27 protein-coding genes are annotated in these 19480 nt (G+C 36.0%); 24 read left to right on the top strand and 3 right to left on the bottom strand.

Annotated elements, in window-relative coordinates; translation table 11 throughout:
* Position 1: 1 nt before the first annotated feature.
* The gene (locus HMPREF9188_RS09670; protein ID WP_083888905.1) at positions 2–877 is read right to left on the bottom strand and encodes an RluA family pseudouridine synthase; all 876 of its coding nucleotides are present in this window, start codon (positions 875–877) and stop codon (positions 2–4) included.
* An 86-nt stretch (positions 878–963) separates the two neighbouring features.
* Here HMPREF9188_RS09670 and pbp2a point away from each other — a divergent pair, with 86 nt between their 5' ends.
* The 23 genes from pbp2a to mobP2 all read left to right on the top strand — a co-directional run bounded on the left by pbp2a (position 964) and on the right by mobP2 (position 17443).
* Complete coding sequence (pbp2a, locus tag HMPREF9188_RS09665) at positions 964–3168, top strand: penicillin-binding protein PBP2A (protein WP_009730761.1); 2205 nt, start codon at positions 964–966, stop codon at positions 3166–3168.
* Between the two features lie 256 nt (positions 3169–3424).
* Positions 3425–3925 carry a hypothetical protein gene (locus tag HMPREF9188_RS09660; RefSeq protein WP_009730760.1) on the top strand — a complete coding sequence of 167 codons (501 nt, stop codon included), beginning with the start codon at positions 3425–3427 and terminating at the stop codon, positions 3923–3925.
* Between the two features lie 3 nt (positions 3926–3928).
* Positions 3929–4390: a hypothetical protein gene (locus HMPREF9188_RS09655; RefSeq protein WP_009730759.1), complete on the top strand. Its 462-nt coding sequence runs from the start codon at positions 3929–3931 to the stop codon at positions 4388–4390.
* Between the two features lies 1 nt (position 4391).
* Complete coding sequence (locus HMPREF9188_RS09650; protein WP_009730758.1) at positions 4392–5063, top strand: DUF2786 domain-containing protein; 672 nt, start codon at positions 4392–4394, stop codon at positions 5061–5063.
* Positions 5064–5087: 24 nt separating this feature from the next.
* Positions 5088–5399 (top strand): hypothetical protein, encoded by a 312-nt coding sequence (locus HMPREF9188_RS09645; RefSeq protein WP_009730757.1) that lies wholly within the window; start codon positions 5088–5090, stop codon positions 5397–5399.
* Between the two features lie 320 nt (positions 5400–5719).
* Complete coding sequence (locus HMPREF9188_RS09635) at positions 5720–7222, top strand: primase C-terminal domain-containing protein (protein WP_009730756.1); 1503 nt, start codon at positions 5720–5722, stop codon at positions 7220–7222.
* 88 nt (positions 7223–7310) lie between these two features.
* Positions 7311–7472, top strand: coding sequence for a hypothetical protein (locus HMPREF9188_RS10535; RefSeq protein WP_009730755.1), 162 nt, complete (start codon positions 7311–7313; stop codon positions 7470–7472).
* 8 nt (positions 7473–7480) lie between these two features.
* A complete protein-coding gene (locus tag HMPREF9188_RS09630) occupies positions 7481–7684 on the top strand; it encodes a hypothetical protein (RefSeq protein ID WP_009730754.1) in 204 nt (67 codons plus the stop codon).
* Between the two features lie 15 nt (positions 7685–7699).
* A complete protein-coding gene (locus HMPREF9188_RS09625; protein WP_009730753.1) occupies positions 7700–8122 on the top strand; it encodes a hypothetical protein in 423 nt (140 codons plus the stop codon).
* The gene (locus HMPREF9188_RS09620; RefSeq protein ID WP_009730752.1) at positions 8119–8565 is read left to right on the top strand and encodes a thioredoxin domain-containing protein; all 447 of its coding nucleotides are present in this window, start codon (positions 8119–8121) and stop codon (positions 8563–8565) included. The genes HMPREF9188_RS09625 and HMPREF9188_RS09620 overlap by 4 nt, the downstream gene beginning before the upstream one ends.
* Positions 8558–8788 carry a hypothetical protein gene (locus HMPREF9188_RS09615; RefSeq protein ID WP_009730751.1) on the top strand — a complete coding sequence of 77 codons (231 nt, stop codon included), beginning with the start codon at positions 8558–8560 and terminating at the stop codon, positions 8786–8788. Before HMPREF9188_RS09620 ends, HMPREF9188_RS09615 begins: the two co-directional genes overlap by 8 nt.
* Before the next feature lie 9 nt (positions 8789–8797).
* On the top strand, positions 8798–9019 hold the full coding sequence (locus tag HMPREF9188_RS09610; RefSeq protein WP_000284343.1) for a hypothetical protein: 222 nt from the start codon (positions 8798–8800) through the stop codon (positions 9017–9019).
* Positions 9006–9491, top strand: a complete 486-nt coding sequence (locus HMPREF9188_RS09605) for a hypothetical protein (RefSeq protein WP_009730750.1) — start codon at positions 9006–9008, stop codon at positions 9489–9491. The genes HMPREF9188_RS09610 and HMPREF9188_RS09605 overlap by 14 nt, the downstream gene beginning before the upstream one ends.
* A gap of 10 nt (positions 9492–9501) precedes the next feature.
* Positions 9502–10503 (top strand): hypothetical protein, encoded by a 1002-nt coding sequence (locus tag HMPREF9188_RS09600; protein ID WP_033588988.1) that lies wholly within the window; start codon positions 9502–9504, stop codon positions 10501–10503.
* A 16-nt stretch (positions 10504–10519) separates the two neighbouring features.
* Positions 10520–11356: a hypothetical protein gene (locus tag HMPREF9188_RS09595; protein ID WP_009730748.1), complete on the top strand. Its 837-nt coding sequence runs from the start codon at positions 10520–10522 to the stop codon at positions 11354–11356.
* 120 nt (positions 11357–11476) lie between these two features.
* The gene (locus HMPREF9188_RS09590) at positions 11477–11833 is read left to right on the top strand and encodes a hypothetical protein (protein WP_009730747.1); all 357 of its coding nucleotides are present in this window, start codon (positions 11477–11479) and stop codon (positions 11831–11833) included.
* A gap of 32 nt (positions 11834–11865) precedes the next feature.
* Positions 11866–12153 (top strand): hypothetical protein, encoded by a 288-nt coding sequence (locus HMPREF9188_RS09585; RefSeq protein ID WP_009730746.1) that lies wholly within the window; start codon positions 11866–11868, stop codon positions 12151–12153.
* A gap of 404 nt (positions 12154–12557) precedes the next feature.
* The gene (locus tag HMPREF9188_RS09580) at positions 12558–12893 is read left to right on the top strand and encodes a hypothetical protein (protein WP_009730745.1); all 336 of its coding nucleotides are present in this window, start codon (positions 12558–12560) and stop codon (positions 12891–12893) included.
* Positions 12886–13233, top strand: coding sequence for a hypothetical protein (locus HMPREF9188_RS09575; RefSeq protein WP_009730744.1), 348 nt, complete (start codon positions 12886–12888; stop codon positions 13231–13233). Before HMPREF9188_RS09580 ends, HMPREF9188_RS09575 begins: the two co-directional genes overlap by 8 nt.
* Positions 13234–13235: 2 nt before the next feature.
* Positions 13236–14024, top strand: a complete 789-nt coding sequence (locus HMPREF9188_RS09570) for a DNA/RNA non-specific endonuclease (RefSeq protein WP_009730743.1) — start codon at positions 13236–13238, stop codon at positions 14022–14024.
* 10 nt (positions 14025–14034) lie between these two features.
* A complete protein-coding gene (locus HMPREF9188_RS09565; protein ID WP_009730742.1) occupies positions 14035–14484 on the top strand; it encodes a hypothetical protein in 450 nt (149 codons plus the stop codon).
* Between the two features lie 10 nt (positions 14485–14494).
* Positions 14495–15055: a hypothetical protein gene (locus tag HMPREF9188_RS09560; RefSeq protein ID WP_007520048.1), complete on the top strand. Its 561-nt coding sequence runs from the start codon at positions 14495–14497 to the stop codon at positions 15053–15055.
* 18 nt (positions 15056–15073) lie between these two features.
* Entirely contained in the window at positions 15074–17443 is a 2370-nt protein-coding gene (mobP2, locus tag HMPREF9188_RS09555; RefSeq protein WP_009730741.1) for a MobP2 family relaxase, read from the top strand.
* A 140-nt stretch (positions 17444–17583) separates the two neighbouring features.
* Here the strand turns inward: mobP2 and acrIIA6 are convergent, their stop codons facing one another.
* Both acrIIA6 and HMPREF9188_RS09545 read right to left on the bottom strand, forming a co-directional pair.
* A complete protein-coding gene (gene acrIIA6 / locus HMPREF9188_RS09550) occupies positions 17584–18135 on the bottom strand; it encodes an anti-CRISPR protein AcrIIA6 (protein WP_009730740.1) in 552 nt (183 codons plus the stop codon).
* 152 nt (positions 18136–18287) lie between these two features.
* On the bottom strand, positions 18288–19025 hold the full coding sequence (locus HMPREF9188_RS09545) for a DUF3553 domain-containing protein (RefSeq protein WP_009730739.1): 738 nt from the start codon (positions 19023–19025) through the stop codon (positions 18288–18290).
* Positions 19026–19208: 183 nt separating this feature from the next.
* Between HMPREF9188_RS09545 and HMPREF9188_RS09540 the strand changes: the two genes are divergently transcribed.
* Positions 19209–19469, top strand: a complete 261-nt coding sequence (locus tag HMPREF9188_RS09540) for a hypothetical protein (RefSeq protein ID WP_006155102.1) — start codon at positions 19209–19211, stop codon at positions 19467–19469.
* The last annotated feature ends 11 nt before the right edge of the window (positions 19470–19480 follow it).

Here is a 19480-nt window from a genome sequence, read left to right as displayed (position 1 = left end):
GTCATCCATTCTTTTTTAATTCTTTTTCAAAAGTATCCGATAGAACAGTGAAACTCAATTTTTCTAAGGTGAGTGGATGGGTAAAAGAAAGGCGAAAGGCGTGAAGCATAAGCCGGCTTGCTTTTGATTTACTATTATAGAGAGGGTCGCCCAAGATAGGATGCTTGTGATGAGAGAGGTGAACACGAATCTGATGCGTTCGACCGGTCTTTAGCTTGCAACGGACAAGAGCTGTTTTGTTTGGGAATTGCTTTAATCGACTGATATGCGTTTCAGCATATTGCCCATTTTTGGGATCTACTACTCGTTTTCTGCGATCATGTCGATCACGCCCGATTTTATCTTGAAAGACAAGTTCTTTACTCTCCACTCGTCCTTCTACGAGTGCCCAGTACTCGCGAGCAATTTCTTTTTTCTCCAACAAGCGATTAAGAATGGGAAGAATAAAAGGGTTCTTAGCAAAAAGCACTAGCCCGCTGGTTTCCATATCTAGACGATGAACGACATAGCAAGTTTGTCCAACGTAGGCAGAGATATGATTGAGAAGGGCGATTTCGTTTGGTTGATTACCGTGAGTTTTCATACCCTCAGGTTTGTTGACGACAATAAGATGTTGGTCCTGATAAACTTCTTGAACGAGGTCTGGATTTCCCCAAAGTATTTCCTTTTTGGGATAATCTTCCTCGTCAAAAGTCAATTGGCAAATATCCCCTGGTTTCACCGTCTCGTTCCAGTGAACTTCTTCGTGGTTAATTAAGATGTTCTTCTTGGTTCTCAAAAAGTGACGGATTTTTCTAGGGATGAGGAGTTGTTCCTCTAGAAATTGTTTGACCGTCATTTGAGGCAGGGATTCGGGTAATGTAAATATGAATTGCATACAGATATTGTAACAAAAAAAGCCCTATTTGGATAGGGAGTAGCTAAATTCTTGAGTTCCCATGGTGAAGATGATAAAATAAACGCATGAAATTAGATAAATTATTTGAGAAGTTTCTTTCTCTCTTTAAAAAAGAAACGAATGAATCGGCGGAGTCGGATTCTACTAGTATGCGTCGTTCTCGGAGCGATAGAAAAAAATTGTCACAAGTAGGGGCAATTCGGAAATTTTGGCGTCGCTATCATCTGACAAAGATTGTCATCATTTTAGGGTTAAGTGCTGGTTTACTGGTAGGAACCTACTTGTTTGCGATAGCCAAGTCTACCAATGTCAATGACTTACAAAATGCCCTAAAAACCCGAACTCTGATTTTTGACCGCGAAGAAAAAGAGGCAGGAGCCCTATCCGGTCAAAAGGGGACCTATGTTGAGCTGGCAGATATCAGCAAAGACTTGCAGAATGCTGTTGTCGCGACAGAGGACCGTTCCTTCTATAAAAATGATGGGATTAACTACGGTCGTTTCTTTCTAGCCATCCTTACAGCAGGTCGTTCTGGAGGGGGGTCTACCATCACTCAACAGTTGGCGAAAAATGCCTATCTTTCCCAGGACCAGACCGTTGAACGGAAGGCCAAGGAGTTTTTCCTTGCCTTAGAGTTGACAAAGAAATACAGCAAGGAGCAAATCCTTACTATGTACCTCAATAACGCCTACTTTGGAAATGGGGTATGGGGTGTTGAAGATGCGAGTAAGAAATATTTCGGTGTATCGGCTTCACAACTAACGCTTGATCAGGCGGCCACTCTAGCAGGGATGCTCAAGGGACCAGAATTGTATAATCCATTAAATTCTGTTGAAACTTCAACCAATCGTAGGGATACTGTTTTGCAAAATATGGTTGCAGCGGGTTATATTGATAAAAATCAAGAGACCGAAGCAGCTGGAACAGATATGGCTTCTCAACTGCAAGATAAGTATGAAGGGAAGATTTCGGATTATCGTTACCCGTCCTATTTTGATGCAGTTGTCAACGAAGCGGTTTCCAAGTACAATCTCACAGAAGAAGAGATTGTCAACAACGGCTATCGAATCTATACAGAACTTGACCAAAACTACCAAGCCAACATGCAGGTTGTTTACGAAAACACCTCACTATTTCCAAAGGCAGAAGACGGAACACACGCCGAATCAGGTAGTGTTGCTTTAGAGCCTAAAACAGGTGGGGTACGTAGCGTTGTTGGCCGCGTAGCTGGCGATGACAAACCAGGCTTCCGTAATTTCAACTATGCCACTCAGTCTAAGCGTAGCCCGGGCTCAACCATTAAACCTTTAGTCGTTTATACACCTGCAGTAGAAGCAGGATGGGCCTTAAACAAGCAACTGGATAATCATACGATGCAGTACGATAGTTATCAAGTGGACAATTATGCGGGCATTAAGACATCTCCAGAAGTACCTATGTATCAGGCTTTGGCTGAATCACTCAATTTACCGGCAGTTGCGACTGTAAATGCATTAGGTATTGACAAAGCTTTTGACGCTGGGGAGAGATTTGGCCTGAATATGGAAAATGTTGATCGAGTTCTTGGAGTCGCTCTCGGTGGAGGCGTAGAGACGAATCCCCTCCAGATGGCGCAAGCCTATGCAACCTTTGCTAATGAAGGTCTGATGCCTGAAGCGCATTTTATCACTCGTATTGAAAATGCCAGTGGCCAGGTCATCAAGAGTCATAAAAATTCCCAAAAACGAGTGATTGATAAGTCGGTAGCCGATAAAATGACCAGCATGATGCTAGGAACATTTACCAATGGTACAGGAATTAGTTCGTCGCCAACAGATTATGTTATGGCTGGAAAGACAGGTACTACTGAGGCTGCTTTTAATTCAGTATATACTAGTGACCAGTGGGTGATTGGCTATACTCCAGATGTGGTAATTACCCACTGGCTCGGTTTCCCGACGACGGATGAAAACCATTATCTGGCAGGTTCGACATCAAATGGAGCAGCCCACGTCTTTAGAAGTATGGCTAATACCATTTTGCCTTACACTCCAGGTAGCACTTTTACAGTTGAGAATGCTTATAAACAAAATGGGATTGAACCAGAAAATACTAAAAAACAAGCTATTGAAAATGAGGCAAACCAGTCGGAGGATCCGATAGCGGATATTCGTAGCCGTGCACAAAATCTTGTAGATGAAGCGGGACGTGCGATTTCAGAAGCTAAGATAAAAGAAAAAGCCCAGACAATATGGGACTCATTCCTTAATCTATTTCGTTGTAAGTGGTAAGAGTTTTTAGAAAATCAAATAATTCAATATTTTTAGGAGAACAGAGAAATCTGTTCTCTTTTTTGTTCGCTTAAAATTCTATTTGAAAGGAGTTCAACGATGTTAGGATTAGAGATTGTAATGAATTTAGACACGTTAGAAATCTTTGACGTTATCGATCATGATAAGAATGGAAACAGCGAACAAGCGCCTACAACCATCCAGTTAAGCTTATTTGACTCAATGACGTGCATTTGACAGAAGGAGATACATTAGGATGGACAGAGAAGCGCTATACAATGAATTAATTCAAAGCGAACCACTAGGTTTCATTGATCCCTTTTCTGACCTTGGCGAATTCGATCCTCTTCAGCTGAAATTTAAACAACCCGTAAAGGATTTAGTGAATCGATATTCAGGGCAGCCTTACAGTTTGGCCTGGCAACATAAAATTATGGAAATGCGGAAGTTGTTTATTGATTATCAGATAGCATTAAATGAAGAAGATAAGCAGATTAACTTTCAGCGAAGAACAAGAAGCGAAGAGTCCAAAGAACATGCTGATGCTATTGTAACAACCTATTTGAAGCTAGGATTTAGTTTTAAAGAGATTGAGAAGCGTGTTTCTTTATCTTACAAGCAACTTCGTCGAGGATGGAGAAGAAGTGATCACATAATGACAAATAGTCCTGAATTTTATAGCAAAGGGGACTTATCTGAAGGTTACTGTTTACCGAGTAAAAAGCTACCTAAAAGTATGAGAATAAATGAGGGATAGAAAATGGAAACGGGTATTTGTAGACGATGTTCTTGTGACTGGGTTACACCTTGCATCAATGAAAAGTATGGTCCTTGTTGGTGGGTAGATAAAAACAGAACGCTGTGTAGCCACTGTTTTTATGGATTTAATGATGAATCTTGTCAGACAAAAGTTTATTACAGACCAGGGCATGATTGGCTTGAGAGAGATTGGGAATTTGCTTGGGAAATACTGACAAATTCAAAAAGTCATTGGGTATATGATATGGAACATGATGTGTTGTGTGTGGTTGGTTTAGGAGATCATATTGGAGCCGTTAGATTTATTGTAAGGAACTTTTATGGCCTTAATCGCATTTATCGTGAGGAGATTCCTAAATGGCAAGAAATTATTGGGAATAATATGATTTTTTATAATGCAAAGGTCAATGATTCAAAACATTACGCTAGTTCTTTGCCTAGAAAGTATAAACATGTGGATTGATATGGATAATAAAATTATTGAGAAGATACAAAATCTTTTAGAGTTAGCTTACGATGCACCAAACGATGAAGAGGGGCAGACTGCCCTTCTGATGGCTCAAAGACTTATGGTGAAGCATAATCTTTCTATGAATGATTTAACGAATAGTAAAACTCAAAAAGATATTGGTGAAACAATAGGAACATGGGAATACAGACTTCCATGGTGGCAAGAAAAGTTGGCAGGTATTTTAGGTGAAAATTTTAGATGTAAAACGATAAGAAGACGACTTCCTGAAGACGGCATCACACAGATAATTTTCTTTGGATATCAATCTGATGCTGAATTTTGTAGTAAGGTTTATGAAGGTGCGCTTTTATACCTTAAATATCGGCTGAAACGACTTTTTCCTACAGTATCAAGAGCAAGATGGAAAGACTATAAGAAATCGTACTTACTTGGTTTCTTAAATGGAGTAGATCAACGTTTTCAGGGACAGGTTCAATCATCAGAAGAATTTGGTTTGATGGTAAAAATCCCAGCAGAAGTTTTGGAAGAACAACATCGTCGCATGGGAAGTTTAAATAATAGAACCATTAATGTTAAAGTTAATGTTGATTATGAGGCCTATATTGCTGGTTTTGAACATGCAAAAGAGACCAGGTTGTTATCAGAAGAATTATTGAATAAATGAGAATGAACATAGGAGGAAAGAACTATGAAAAATACAGATTGGAAAAAAATTACACAAAGACCCCTTACTAGCTTTGATTTTAAAAGCGTGGAAAGCGCTTTTGGGATGCCGATGCGTTACGCAAACAATTCATCGCATTTGGTAGCTTGCTTGGAGAAAAGTAAGCTGATGTTAGATGACATTTTTCAAGAGAAAATAAATTTTCTCTTAAACGGTCTGTTTTACGCAGACGGAGAGGTGAAAAAGAGCTTGTTTATCGAAGAAAATTTGAGCGTTTTCTTCGAGTTGAAAAAGTGTGTTTATGATGCACACATTAAGAGCTTAAATAAAATTTAAGTGTTAAAATAAAAAACCTCAGAAGAGGGTAGGAGGAAATTACATGATTTTTGGGTTTATTGTATTGTTTGTTGTAGGAGTGTGCATTTCGTTCAGTGGAGTATTTATTATAGGTAAAAATACAGATATCGGATTTGATTTGACTGGTGAGAAAGACTTCTATGTACATCTAACTGCTTTGGGATGGATATTGAGTATCTTTTTAATTCTTGTAGGAGGGGGAATGATGTACTTCTCATGTAAGGAGTTGGTACCATATTTTATAAGTGTACTTGACTTCAAACTATAACTAGTGAAGGGATATGAGAGAGCAAAAAATCATGAAAAAGATTGATTTATTAAAATGCTTATCCATCATCACAAAAGACGGATTAAGAACACAAAAATTTAAGAATAGTCATCTACAGCTCATCTCTTCAGCTGAAAAAGGAAGACGAGGGTCTGTATTTGCTTATCGTTCAAAAGCAAATATGGTGAAGGCACGTGGTGTTGTTTTAACCTCTGTTGAATCATTGCTGGAGAACCAGGATCAGTTTACACACTGGACCCCTAATGTGTACTGCTATGGAAGCTATAGTGATGCTGGTCGACGGATTACACGTGGCCACTCTGAAGATAATCTAAGACAGATTAACACATTCTACATTGATTTTGATATTACCTCTGCAGCTGAAGAAATGACGACAGGAGATATTTTAACCGCTTCTCTGGAGCTAGGTTTTATGCCAACGTTGATTCTAAAATCTGATAAAGGATTTCAAGCCTATTTTGTCCTCTCAGAATCAGCTTATGTTACAGTTCATTCTCAATTTCGAGTGGTAAAGGTGGCCAAAGCTATCTCTCAAAATTTGAGAAATTACTTTGCTCAAACTTTACCAGTAGATTTGACTTGTAACCATTTTGGGATTGCTCGTATTCCTCGAACTGATAATGTCGAATTCTTTGAACCCGACTATACCTATTCATTCCAGGAGTGGTTAGATTGGTCAATGAAGCAATCAGAACTTCCTTTCCCAAGTAAAAAGCCCAATTTGACGGTTATTTCAGGCTCTGAAGGGGTGAAACAGATTGATGAACCCTGGTATCAATTGCTGATGAGAGAGGGGAATATCAAAGGTGGAAAAGCCTTGATGGGAAGAAACAACGTTCTTTTCACGCTAGCTTTAGCCAACTTCTCTTCAGGAATCGATCAGGAAGAGTGTGAGGAGGTTCTTTCTAGTTTTAATGCGAATCTAGACGAGCCACTCTCTTCAGCTGAATATCATAAGATTATCACAAGCGCCTACTCAGGAAAATATGAAGCTGCTAGTCGTGATTATGTGATGACTTTATGTAAAGCATGGGTCAATCAGGAACTCAAGGCTTCAGATCTCTTTGTGAAGCAACGTTGGTACAAATTTAAGAAGAAACGTGCTGACAGGAAGAATAGTCATCTCTATGAATGGAAAACAGACGTAATGGCCTATTTAGAAGGTTTCTATCAATCCGAGGATCCATTTATTCAGACGACGAAAAAAGAGATACGAGAGAAGTTGAACATTCCTGAGCGCTCATTAGACAAAGTATTGAAGGTTCTCAAAACAGAACAAAAGATCTTCTTCACAGTCAAACATGGCCGTGGAGGAGGCATCAGATTAGCCTCTATCAAAGCAATCTTGCTTTCCCTTATCCAGGTGAAGAAAGAGCGCCAGGAGGCTTATATGGTCAATATTGCTGCTTTCTTTGAAGAAAGTATAGAGTTCACTCAGAGAGTGATAGAAAGGGTTAAAGATGGCTTTAAACAAACACAACAACTATCTCTATTTGAGCTTGATATTGGATAATTTTTAAAACCCGCAGACTGCCTTACATTTATATCTACGATTACTACCAAGATATAAATGTATATAAAATAATCTATGGAGGAATGATATGATTTTGATTTTAGCTGGACTATTTAGTCTTATATTTGTTGGAGGATCTTTATTAGTTTTCTCACTTATAGGGATTCGTCAACGAGTTCGTTTAGAAAACGGATATGATTTTGAATTAGAGACAGATCTATTGGCAATGGTTGGCGAAAATAGAAAGTGAGAAGAAGAATGAAGTATGTAATTTTCAGTTTTGAATCAGGTGACTATATTTGTAATGGGGAGAATAAAGTTTTAGTTTTTGATACCTTGGGACTAGCTTTTCAGTATCTTCAAAAGCATTACCGTAAACCACTTCCTGAACAAAGAAAAAAGAGACTGATTCACTATCCTGATGTGTATCAAGCTCCGTTTAGGCTTTTAAAAGTTTGTTAGGAAGGGGAAAGGTCGATGTCAGAGTTATTCAAAATTATTAGAGGATACTACCTAACAGGAGTTGGTCAGGAAGCATTGGCTTATTATTTTAAACTTTCATCGGATAACTTAAAATTTGATTCTGTTTCTGCAGGGGATGTGGCTTTAACTTTTTATCAAAACGAGGAGAGTATTTCTAGCATTCCAGCGATCATTAGAGTAGATAGTGTTATCTCGAATGATAAAATGATTTCAGATTACCTGCAGGAGGAGTTGAGAGATCATTATCCAATGTTGCCAATTGTTCGTGTATTGGATTCTGAGGAATTTGATCCTTTACTCTTTCAAGAAGTGATGACAACGTTCACTAACTTGAAATCAGAAATAAAAGAATTGGCCAAGATTGATTATGTTCAAGGTTCCATATTTGATTTTATGGATGAGGAGGAGATAGGATGAAAGAGCTTTTTAGACACGTTAAGTTAGCTCTAGGGGCTCTTCTTGTCATTTTAGTCGTGAGTCTCGCAGTTTTAGGAGGATATAGGTTGTATAAAGATCATTTTATCTTAGATTATGATCCTCACCTTACTCAGAAGGAATACCAGAATACTGTACTTGATCAAAATGTAAATCTAGTATTTTATAAAAAAGATTGTCCTTACTGTCAGGTTGGAAAAAGTGTAGTTGTAGATGCAGCCAATAAAGGTTCCTATCCTACATTTTACATTGACACTCAGACAGAAGAAGGTCAAAAGTTGGTAGAAAAATACCAGGTTGAAAAAGCTGCAACTATCATCAAGATTCGTAAGGGAAAAATAAAGAAATATCTATATGCTTCAAGAGATTCAGAGGAAAAGATTGTAGCAGATGAGAAAGGTATTCAGGAGGCCATAAATGACTAAAAGGGTAAAACTAAGTAAATGGGCTGAGACAGCTTTTCAAAATGATTGGGAACTATGGCGTACTAGGACAAATGAAGGAATGGTTGTTTTAGGAAAATTATCAGATGGAACGTTTACCCTACATCGTTTTAATGATGAGGGAGGAAGACTAACACATATTTCTCAAGATGAGGCCCTTTGGCTAACATTGGATTTGGCACCTGAAAAGTTAGGTTGTATTTAAGGAGGCAGTATGTATCAAATTTTAAATGCCATTGCGCATGGCGTGGTTGGAACTGTCTTGATTGCGATCTGGTTTGTACCGCTCTTCAGGATAACTATATGTGATAACTTTGGAAATGAAATCAAAACGAAAAGGTTGCCATTAGCCTTCTTAATGTTACTAAAAAGTGTTTGGCCGAAAAGTAAGGTTTCATTTATTTGGAAAGGATATAAGAAGCATGAGAAGAACTAAATCATCTACTTTGAAGCAGAAAAGAGCTAACAAACATTTAAGAGGTATAAAAAATTACACGCTATCGAGTGAACAAAAAAGTTCCGACGATGTATCAACTTCTGATATGTTGTTTGCAACAAATGTGAAGTATCGAGTTTTTGCAATTTTAGGAGGTGTATCTGGTTTTATTTCGCTAGTTTTAGTATCAGTAAATCTCTTTTTAGGATTTAATGCGTATGTAATTGTAAATTTAGTTAATATGAGTCCAACTTTTCTTAAATTAGTAGGAGTAAAAGAAGTTTCTTTTATGACAGTCTTTGAATCATTTTATTTTGGAAGTGTCGAGTTAATGAGAGATATGTTTGCAACTATTTTTGTAGCTATTATAGTTTTTTCTTTATCATTATTTATAATTTGGGCTACTGAAAAAAAGACAGATATAAACTCTTTAACAAATCAGTATTATGAAAAAATCAGGAAGGAGAAATAAAATGTCTACTTTGATAGAAATATCCAAACGATGGATTGAAAAGATAAAATCTAGCCCAATTTTGAAACCATTTATTAAGATTAAAGTTTGGTTTCAAGAAAATATTATTAAGAGAAAACTAGTTATTTTCTCAATGTTGTTTGTGACCTGGTTGACCCTTTTGATGGGAGCAATTTTCTCGCCACAAAGACAAACTTATACTTCAGAACAACTCAAAACAAAGCAGGTTTTTGCGAATGGCAGTGGTGAGATGAAACTGGTCAGCCAGGAATATTCACCAGATACTGGAATTATCGTTTTACAATTTGAGACGAAAGATGCTACGACTTCGATAGATCGGGGCATCGATGCCAAACGATTGAAATGGAAACTCTATGCGCAACATAAAGACTCAAAAATAGAGATGGATGTTGTGCCAATCATTGATAATAAAGTATCAGTTATTATTAAAGGAGTTCCGAAAAATTTTGGTGCATTTGCGATCGATGTGACGAATCAGACAGTCTCTTCTAGCTCAATTGATGTGAATATTTCATCGCCATCCAGTGATTCTAAAAAGGTTTCTCAGAAGAAATCTGGAGAAGAGGACACTGTACAATTCTTTGTAACTCCTCAAAATCCTCAGCTTGAAATCAAAGCCATTGAGGTTGTCTCTAGAGAAGAATTTACTCTTCAGGAAATCGAAAAAGAGATCAATTTCCAGAATGAACAGTCTCAAAAATTGACAACATCAATTTCTCAATTGAAGGAATCTATTGAAGATGATAATTCACGAAAAGCGAGTCTTCAAGCAGAAGCAAAATATCTAACAGGTGATGATCTCGAAGCCAATCAAAAGAATATTGCTACGCTGGATACAAACATCGAAACGAAGAATAGAACCATTGAAACAGCCTATAAAAACATTGAAAAGTTGAAGGCTAAATTGGAATCTTTGGACAAGAAAAAACAGGCAGTCAAAGATGGAACATTTGAATTCTCAAACCCTATTGAAACTGTAGAAATGAATTAAAGTGAGGTAAAATAAAATGAAAAATTTAATTAAAATGGTAAAAGAAACTGATAAATTGGGATATAAATTATCTGCAATTTGTGGAGTGAATTGGCTTATTAGACAAGCCTTTAAATGGCAATTTTTAGTGTTTGAAATGATAGCGTGTGCCGTTCTGATTAAAGAAATTTCAGCAATACTTGAAATTAGTTCAGATTATTTAGTATCTTTAATGGGTTTATTTATCTTAGCTAGTCCTTTTTTGAAGTTGCGTTTTGGAGTTGAGAGATTTATTTTTTACTTCATGAGAAATTTTGTGTTATTATGGATTTTTTCGAAAGCATTGGATTTTCCATTTCAAGAGAATGAATCTGAATTATGGATTTTAATGTTTCTTTTTAGTATTGGTATTTATCAGTTTATGAAGTGGTTTCAAGCAAAACTATTTCAGCGGTATCTATTCAAAAATATCTTAAATAAGGACTACCTTGGAATCCGAAAATTAAAAGATAAGTTACCTCCTAAAATCAATCTTTTTACAGATGCTGATGAAGGTGATGCAAACCAACGAATGATTACGATTAATCAGCGAGCAGTGAAAAAGGATTATCAAGATATTGTAGAATTAAGTTTTGTGAACTATAAAAGATTTACAGGTCTTTCTCATTATAGAGTAACATGGAAAGGTTTTGAAGCTCCTTTTAAGTCTCCTTTGAAAAAGGGATTTTCTGATGTAGATGAAATGTATCATTTAGTGTTTAGTGTATATCCTTTTGGGAAAAAACATGATTTTTATTTCGAGTTGATTCAATTTAATGTAAGTAAAAAGAGTGCATTTTCTATGAAAGGCGAGTTCGTGTTTACCAACAAATAGTAGTAAAAAATCTCCTTAATTTTTGAATTAAGGGGATTTGTTTTTTATGATTGTCCCTTTAAAAAATTTTTTTCATTTATCTCTTATACTAGAATCAATCAAAAAAAGAAAGGCAGAAAAATGAAAGAACAACTTAAATTAGCACCAAAGGAGAATCAACCAGTTAGAAAGCATCGTACTGTATTCACAAGTACAAAAGGTTTGTTTAGAAAACAAAAATGGGTTGTGCTGGATATTGATGAATATGGAATAACCTATCGTAGTAATCCAGGATATAAAGGAGAAATGTTTTCTTCAATGTACCTCGTTTTACAGGAAATTAAAATTAATGAACGTTCTTTCACACTAACTATCAAGAAAAATGATCATGAAGTTTATGTGATTGATTTGAAAAAATTAGATGGCGATTTGTGGAGCAACTTCCAAATTATAAAAGAAAAAATTGCCAGCTTTGCAGGAAATAAATTAAGGGATTAAGAAATACGAAATTAGAAAAAGGAGAAATAATCATGGCTAAAAATGATTTAACAAAAATTGATAATCAACTAGAAGAGGCAAGGAAAAAAGTTGCCATGTTGGAACAGGAACGTAAAGACGCAGAAGAGAATCTTCAAAAACAAATTGGTAAAATTTATGTTCAAATTCAATTGAAGAAGAACAAAAATCAGTCGTATGAATCAATTTTTGAAGAGTTAAAAATGGAATTAAACCTCATCAAAGAAGATGAAAAAGAACAACGTTTAGCAGCGAAGAAAAATCGTGAAGAAGGAAATTTTCCAGCTGAAAATCAGTCTTGATTTTTGAGTTTTGAACTTCCAAATGAAGTTAAAAACGGTGTAAGTAAAAGTATGTAAAGAAGAAAAACAGTGTAAGTATAACACTTATAAAGTATGTAAAGGTAAGTATAGCATGTGTGTGTAAGTAGGCGAAGCCGAGAAAATTACCGGTACTGGAAACGTTGATACTATCAACATATCACGGCACGTGATATCAGTTTCCCTTATGCTCTTTTCTACCACAACACACCTAAAAAGGACCTTAGTCCCTCTGTGTGTGTTAGTGTGTTGAAAAACCGCAAAAATAGAACCGTATCGGTTCGTGATGTTGCGAGGTTGAAGTTTTCTTTTTTGCTTCTTTTTGCTTTTGCTTCGACAAAAGAAAAAAGAAGGGCGCTATTTTTTAGAAAGGAAAATTTAAAATAATGGCAAATATAAAACAAAATCGAATTGAGATTAGAGGCCTTACTGATGATGAAATTAATTATCTAAAATCTCTTGCGAAAAAAAATAAAGCCAACTCATTTAACGATTTTTTGCTTTCAATCTGTCGTGAAAAAATTGAGTATGGAAAATTTAATCGTGCTCAAGACTTGTATGTTGCTCATTTGGAAAATATGAAATTAGCTTCGGACCATGTTCTGGAACAAATGAAAAAACAGACCAGGATACTATCTGAATTTGGAGAAAAAATGGATTGTTATGGCGTTCATATTTCACGTTGGTTAGAGTATGAAGGAGAGGTGGAAAGTGATGACTAAAAATTTTTTAATTCGAAATGTTCCCGACGATATGTTTGAACAACTTCAGGCTATTTCAAAAAAATATAACTATCCAAGTTTCAATGAGTTTATGTTATCGCAAGTTCAAAATATCGTAATGAATGACGGATTGAATTTGTACAATAACCAATTTGCGGAAACATTATCTGATATCAAAGAACAACAAAGTCAGATTTTAGAATTGATGTTGAAGAATGAAATTTCTCTTTCAGCTTTAAATGTTAAACAAGATATTGTAAATGGTCTAACTACAAATTGGTTACATTTTATGGATGATGTATCTGCACTTGAAGCTGAAAGACGGTCAGGTGGTGTTTAGAAATGAAGAAGAATAAATCTCTGTTCATCATTCTCATTTTTCTTGCAATCTTTATCGTGCAACCTAACAATTTTAATGCTATCAAATCTGGCTTGACACAAAATGATATCCCAACTCAATTGAACATAGCCGATTCAGCTGAAGAGAAAAAATCTGACTCAAATTTGAATCCTACTCAGCAAAATGATAATTTGAAATCGAAGGAGTATGATGGAAAAAATCAGGTGATTGTCGTCAATGAAAAATCACAATTTACAAAAAGTGAATTGAGTTTAGGAACTGGCAGCTGGGAAAAATATTCTGATCTAGATTTTTTAAATCGTGTAGGAATTGCTGAAGCGATGTTAGGAAAAGAATTGATGCCAACAGAAGACAGAGAATCTATTTCGTCTGTCATACCGACAGGGTGGAAAAATAAAAAAATAATTTTCAACGGGAAAGAAGATTATTTATATAATCGTTCTCACTTAATCGGTTTTCAATTAAGTGGAGAAAATGCGAATGCTAAAAATTTATTTACAGGCACACGTGCTTTAAATGCAAATTTTGAAGATGAACAATCATCAATGGTCTACTATGAAAATAAAATTGCTAACTACATAAAAAATACGAACCACCATGTTCGCTATCGAGTAACTCCCATCTTTAGAAACGTGGAATTAGTTGCTAGAGGAGTTCGTATGGAGGCACAGAGTATTGAAGATGATGAGATCTCATTTGATGTGTATATCTTTAATATTCAACCAGGATATAAAATTAATTATTTGACAGGATCATCTCAGAAAAATTGAGGAGGGAAAAATGAATCCAAGACTTAGCTTATATTTTAGCGAAGAAACACATGAAAAATTTAAGGAAATAAAATCCTACTTGAAAGAATCGTCTGCTTTGCAGAAACAGTATCGAAACAATTCAGCAACGCTTGTCACTTTGATTGAAGTTTTTTATAAACTTTTTATTGAATTAGGGGAAGGAAAAAATTTCTATGAGCGACTGACTCAGCTGGAAAAAAATTTGGGGGATGCCTTTGATTATGGAAATGATAACAAGGCAATTCATCGTCAACTTGATCAAATTCTCTATCTAACGCTAACCAACTTTCATGCTATTACGAAAGATGATTTTGATGTTCAAGAATTGGAATCTATTCATTCACGATTGGATCCTACACAACATGAATTGATGGCACGAATCAACGATGTCATTCAAGAAGATATTGCACGTGGTCAAACTATCAAACATTCTCATTGAGGTACAGTAAATGGTAGATATTGTTGAAATCTATTTAGAAACAGGAGATTTTCATGAAGCGGTGAAACAGTCAGGGCTACCTACTCATATAGCTCATTTGAAATTAATAAAGAGTGGCTGCCTCAAAATTCAAGATAAAATTCAGTATGGTTCTAGGACAGCTAAGCTCGGGGGAATGGCCGAGGAGCTTTTTCAAAAGTATGTTCCAGATGCAACGGATGCGAATAAGTATTTCAAGAAAAATAATCCAGTATATGATTTTTGGCTAGATGGTCTAACGATTGATGTAAAATACAGCTCATTGTATAAAAGGAAAAACGGGAACTCCCATCACTGGCAATTGAGGACAAAAGGAAATCAAGATTTTATTGTCGCCTTTTTAGAACGAGAAAGTGGTTCAGAGTTAGAAAAACCAAATATTTTGTTGATTCCCATGCAATTTGTTGAAGAGCAAAAAGAATTACATATTTCTCAATCAGGACGGTGGATCAATGATTTTCAAGTTGAACCTGAAGAATTACAACCGTTATTAAAAGACTATGCTCTTTTAAGAAAAAATGGACTATTTTAATTCAAAGAGAGGAAAATAATGAACGTATCTTCTAGTCCAAGTATTACCTTCATGCTGCAATATACAGAAGCAAATAGTGGGTTTGTAGACTACACCAATAGAGATGAAGCTGTCGAGGTTGATAATGAATTAAATTTAGAGACACACAGACAAAATATTGAGTCTCTAACTGAAGATGAAATACAAAAAATCCAAGCTGAAGTCCCAGAAACAAAACTTAATTTCCAGGAGTACATCGATTATATGAATCGTTCTTATGCTACTGAAAATCAAAATGAGGAGATGACAGCGATTTTTACAAAAGAGGCCAATTACTTGCAGCGTAGCAAAGTAACTGAATTGAAAAGTAAGTTAGAACAGGCTTATCAAAATGGCTCTCTTCTATGGCAGGGTGTTATCTCTTTTGATAATGATTTTTTGGCCAAGGAGGGATTATATGATCTGGAAACTGGGAAAGTCGATCAGCAAGCTATCAAGTCGGTCATACGTGAAGCATTGCCGAGGTTGATTGAAAAAGAGGGTTTATCTGATTCATCATTTTGGTGGGCTAACATTCACTTAAATACGGATAATATTCATGTGCATTTTGGCTTATCTGAAGTTGAATCTGCAAGAGAAAAAATTTTCTATCGACCTCGTGGACGAATGGAGTACAGAGGAAACTTTTCCCAGAAAACTATTGAGCGTTTTAAAAGCGATGTTTTTCATGGCCTGTTGAATGAACAGACTAGAGGAATGATTGTTCGACGAGAACAAATCTTGGCCAATATCAGAAGTGAGTTGATCAATTCTGTGTTTAGAGATCAGAAGGTTCGTTTTTCGGCTGAAAAAAATTTTTTGGAGCAGGCTTACAACCATTTGCCAATGGATAAAAAATGGCGTTATGGATCAAATGCAAGAGATTTTGCAGTCAGTAAATTCTTCATCGACCGCTATCTGGATTCCTATTTAGAAAATGATGGGAAAGAGCTCTATCAAGAATTTCTGAAAGAAACGAAGGACTTCCTAGAAACTTATAGAGGAGCTTATTCAGCTGAAAAAAAATCAACCTACGAAAAGATTCGAAAAGTTGATGGTCGTTTTGAAAAAACACAGCAGGAGGCTGCAGGCTATCATCTGCAGCAATTAATAGCGAATCGAGAGAAGGAGTTGAGAGAACGACTAGCAAATAGAATCTTGCACCTATTTCGTGAGAATGCTCCTGAAATAGCTGACGTTCGGCTGGAAAAAAATTTGGCCAATTTCTCAGTAAAGAATCAAAAATTAATTTTAGCCCAGGATCCTAACGCAAGTGTCATCAAAACACTAGATGCCTGGAAAAAACTGGGTTATGATTTGAAAGATGGAGCAAAATCTATTGAAATCACAAAACCAGTCTATGCTGCTTATGATAAACACGGAACAGGTTTGGGTAAACCTGAATTTGTTACGGAATTAGTTTATGATGTGAGTCAGATGAAAGAAGACTTACTACAGAAGCAACTTAGTTTAAGGGACTTATCGCTATTTTCTTCAGCTGATTTGAAAGATCTTGTAGAAGCGGCCAAAAAGAAAAGCGATCGATCATTGAAAGAACGCCAGGAGTTAGGAACATTCCGCTATGCTTTAAAATTGAGTTTATTGGAAGAAAAACAAAGTAGTTTATTAGTTCGTAAAACTCTTTTTGATCAAATACAACCACTTGAAACGGATAAGCCATTTGTTGAATTAAAAAAGAAGGAGATTCTTCAAAGACTGCAGCTGACTGAATTGCAGCTGACTCCAAATTATAAACTGAGTGAAGCAGATCAATCTCTGAGAAGTTCTCTTGCTAACCAGTTTGAAGATAGTGTTTCATTTTCAGTAGAGAAGGCTGATTTATTGACAATTCAAGCTCCTATTAAACGTTTGAAGGGAGAATTAGCTACAATCCAACCTCTTCAAGATGAAGGAGTTTTGACCATTCTAAAGGGCTATCCCGTTACGAAAGATAGCTACATAGAAGAGTTACAGACACATATCTCCATTTTTCAGCTGAAGCATCAGATCTACAGTCGAAACAAGGAAATTTCACAAACGACTGATCAAACTACTGTTCAAAAATTAAAACAGGAGAATGCGAAAGGATTTTCTGAGCTCAAATCACTCTATCAAAAATTATTGCCGGAGGAAGAAAGTAATCAGAAAAGTCAGTTAGCCCAAGCTGTTTCACAGAAAATGCAAGAAAGAAAGGTCCTGCAAAGAAAAAATATCCAACAATCCCAAGGTAAAGCAATCATCAATACAGATTTCATGAGGAACCTGACCAATTCTCTTCAAAGGGCTCAACGTGCAAATAAAAAAGCCCTTATGGAACGTGAGAGAAGCGATGAGAAACAAGAACTGGAGGAAAAAGGACACAGTATATAAAGGGAGGTGTTTGGAGCCAAATAAAAGCCGTGAAAAATCACGGCTTTTGCTGTACGAATGGAATGTTGTATAAGAAACGGTTTTATTTGTAGCCATATCTCACTTCCGCTTCACGGCGCATTTTCGTAGCTTCTTCTCTCTCATCGGATATTCTCCAAGTTCTTCTCAATCCATTCAAGTCGATTTTGACGCCCTGCAGGTATTGGTCTTGGGTCACGAGAATAGTTCTTGAATCGCATTTGAAGCATATATGACCCATCTCCTAGACTGCTACTCTCTAAGGCTACTTTTAAATAAGCACTACATATCCAATTCCCATCAGCAGTATATATGCGACCTGCACCACCGATGATGTCCTCTCTACTATTCTCAAGCCATTTTAGAAGTTGTTGTTTCTTGAACTGGTCATAGTAAGCGTGAAATGTCATGTTCATTTTAAGAGAATTATTTAGATAGTAACTATTTTGAGCCTTGCCAATCATAGCCAGTTCAAAATCTTCAAATAAGCGATCAAGCATTGCATTCACTCTTGCAGCGCCCATCTTCTCGATAGAGGTCTCACCACTCTTGAATCTCTGCCAGTTGGCATCAGTGAACTTGATACCTGGTAATTTATAGAAATCATTTTCATATCTGAAGTATCGTCCTACATATTCCAAAATTAAGTCTTTGATGTCGTTGTTGATTTCCATTTTTATTTCTCCTTTATTTATCTTACAAGTATATTATATATCATAAAAGATAGTTTGTCAACAAAAAACTCAAAGAGATTTAAACTTTTTATTTAAAAGTGTTTAAAAAAGTAAGATTATTGAATGAAAAAACCAGCATTTAAGCCGGTTGATCAAAATTTTAAGAGGTTGCTTTCTACGACTGCCTCAAGTGCTAGAGATTTTTTCCCTTGGTCTACAAAATCAATGGTGATAGTGTTGTCTTTGATTTCGGTTACTTTACCAGTTCCAAATGATGGGTGTTTAACTGTTGAACCTATAACGTCCTTGTGAGACTCAATCCATTCTTTGACTTTCTCATTTTCTTCCTGAGGCTGAAGAAGACCAGACTGTTTCATCAATTCGACTGCCTCAAAATATCCATCTACAAATGTCTGTTTGAAATCTGACCCCATAGACAATTCTGAACGTTTTACAGGTTCGCCAAGCCCTAGCATTAGTTTAATAGCTTTTAAAATAACATCATCAGGGACGTTGCGACTATCAAGCTGCCCACCAACTGCGTCACCATAAACACCGTAGAAATGGCCATCTTCGCCATTAATACCATAAATATCCATGATATTACTTGTACCAAGATTGCAATAAACTGCCCCATCTTCGTTTACAATAGCATACGCTACATCGTTATTTTTAATTTCTTCAAGTAGTTGTTTTGCGTTTTTCATTTCTAGCTCCTCCGCATAATTTGTCAATTTGATAGCATTTTCTAAACTCATTTTTTCGATTGGTGTTTTTCCTGTAACCCATCTGCTGATTGTAGTGTCACCAATTCCAGTAGCTTTAGAAATTTTATAAGCTGTTACAGTCTTTAGTAATTTTTGAATTTTGTTAAAATCTGCTTTATTCAATTTTCATTACCTCCTTACACTATTAATTATACCGCATTCCAGTGCAGTAGTCAAGCTTTTGTTATTATTTTTTAATTTATTTGAGCAAAATTATCCTGAAAAATGGAATTATATTGTCCCTTTAACTGGGATTTTTTGGTTATTGAATAGAATAGAAGGATAAAAAGAGAAAGGAGAAGAAAAATGAAGCTATTATTTCCAGATGTCGCAGTTGAAGACTTTGATTTTTCAGCCGAATGGTTAATTACGGCAATGAATGCCGATAACAAGCAAGTGCATTTTGAGGGTCAAGGAAGAAATTCTGATTTAGAAATGGTTCTAGATTTTAAGGAAAATTCTGAGCTATTTGAATCTTTTTCAGTAGGGGAATTGGTTCACTTAGATCCAGAAACGTTTCTACAAGCAGAGAAAGAGCCGTATAAACCACAGTATGAAGGATTTTAAGGAGATTTTAT

The sequence above is a fragment of the Streptococcus sp. F0441 genome (assembly GCF_000314775.2).
GTDB lineage: Bacteria > Bacillota > Bacilli > Lactobacillales > Streptococcaceae > Streptococcus.
The sequence above is the reverse complement of the archived record's forward strand: the minus strand, read 5'-3'. Positions and strand labels throughout refer to the sequence as shown.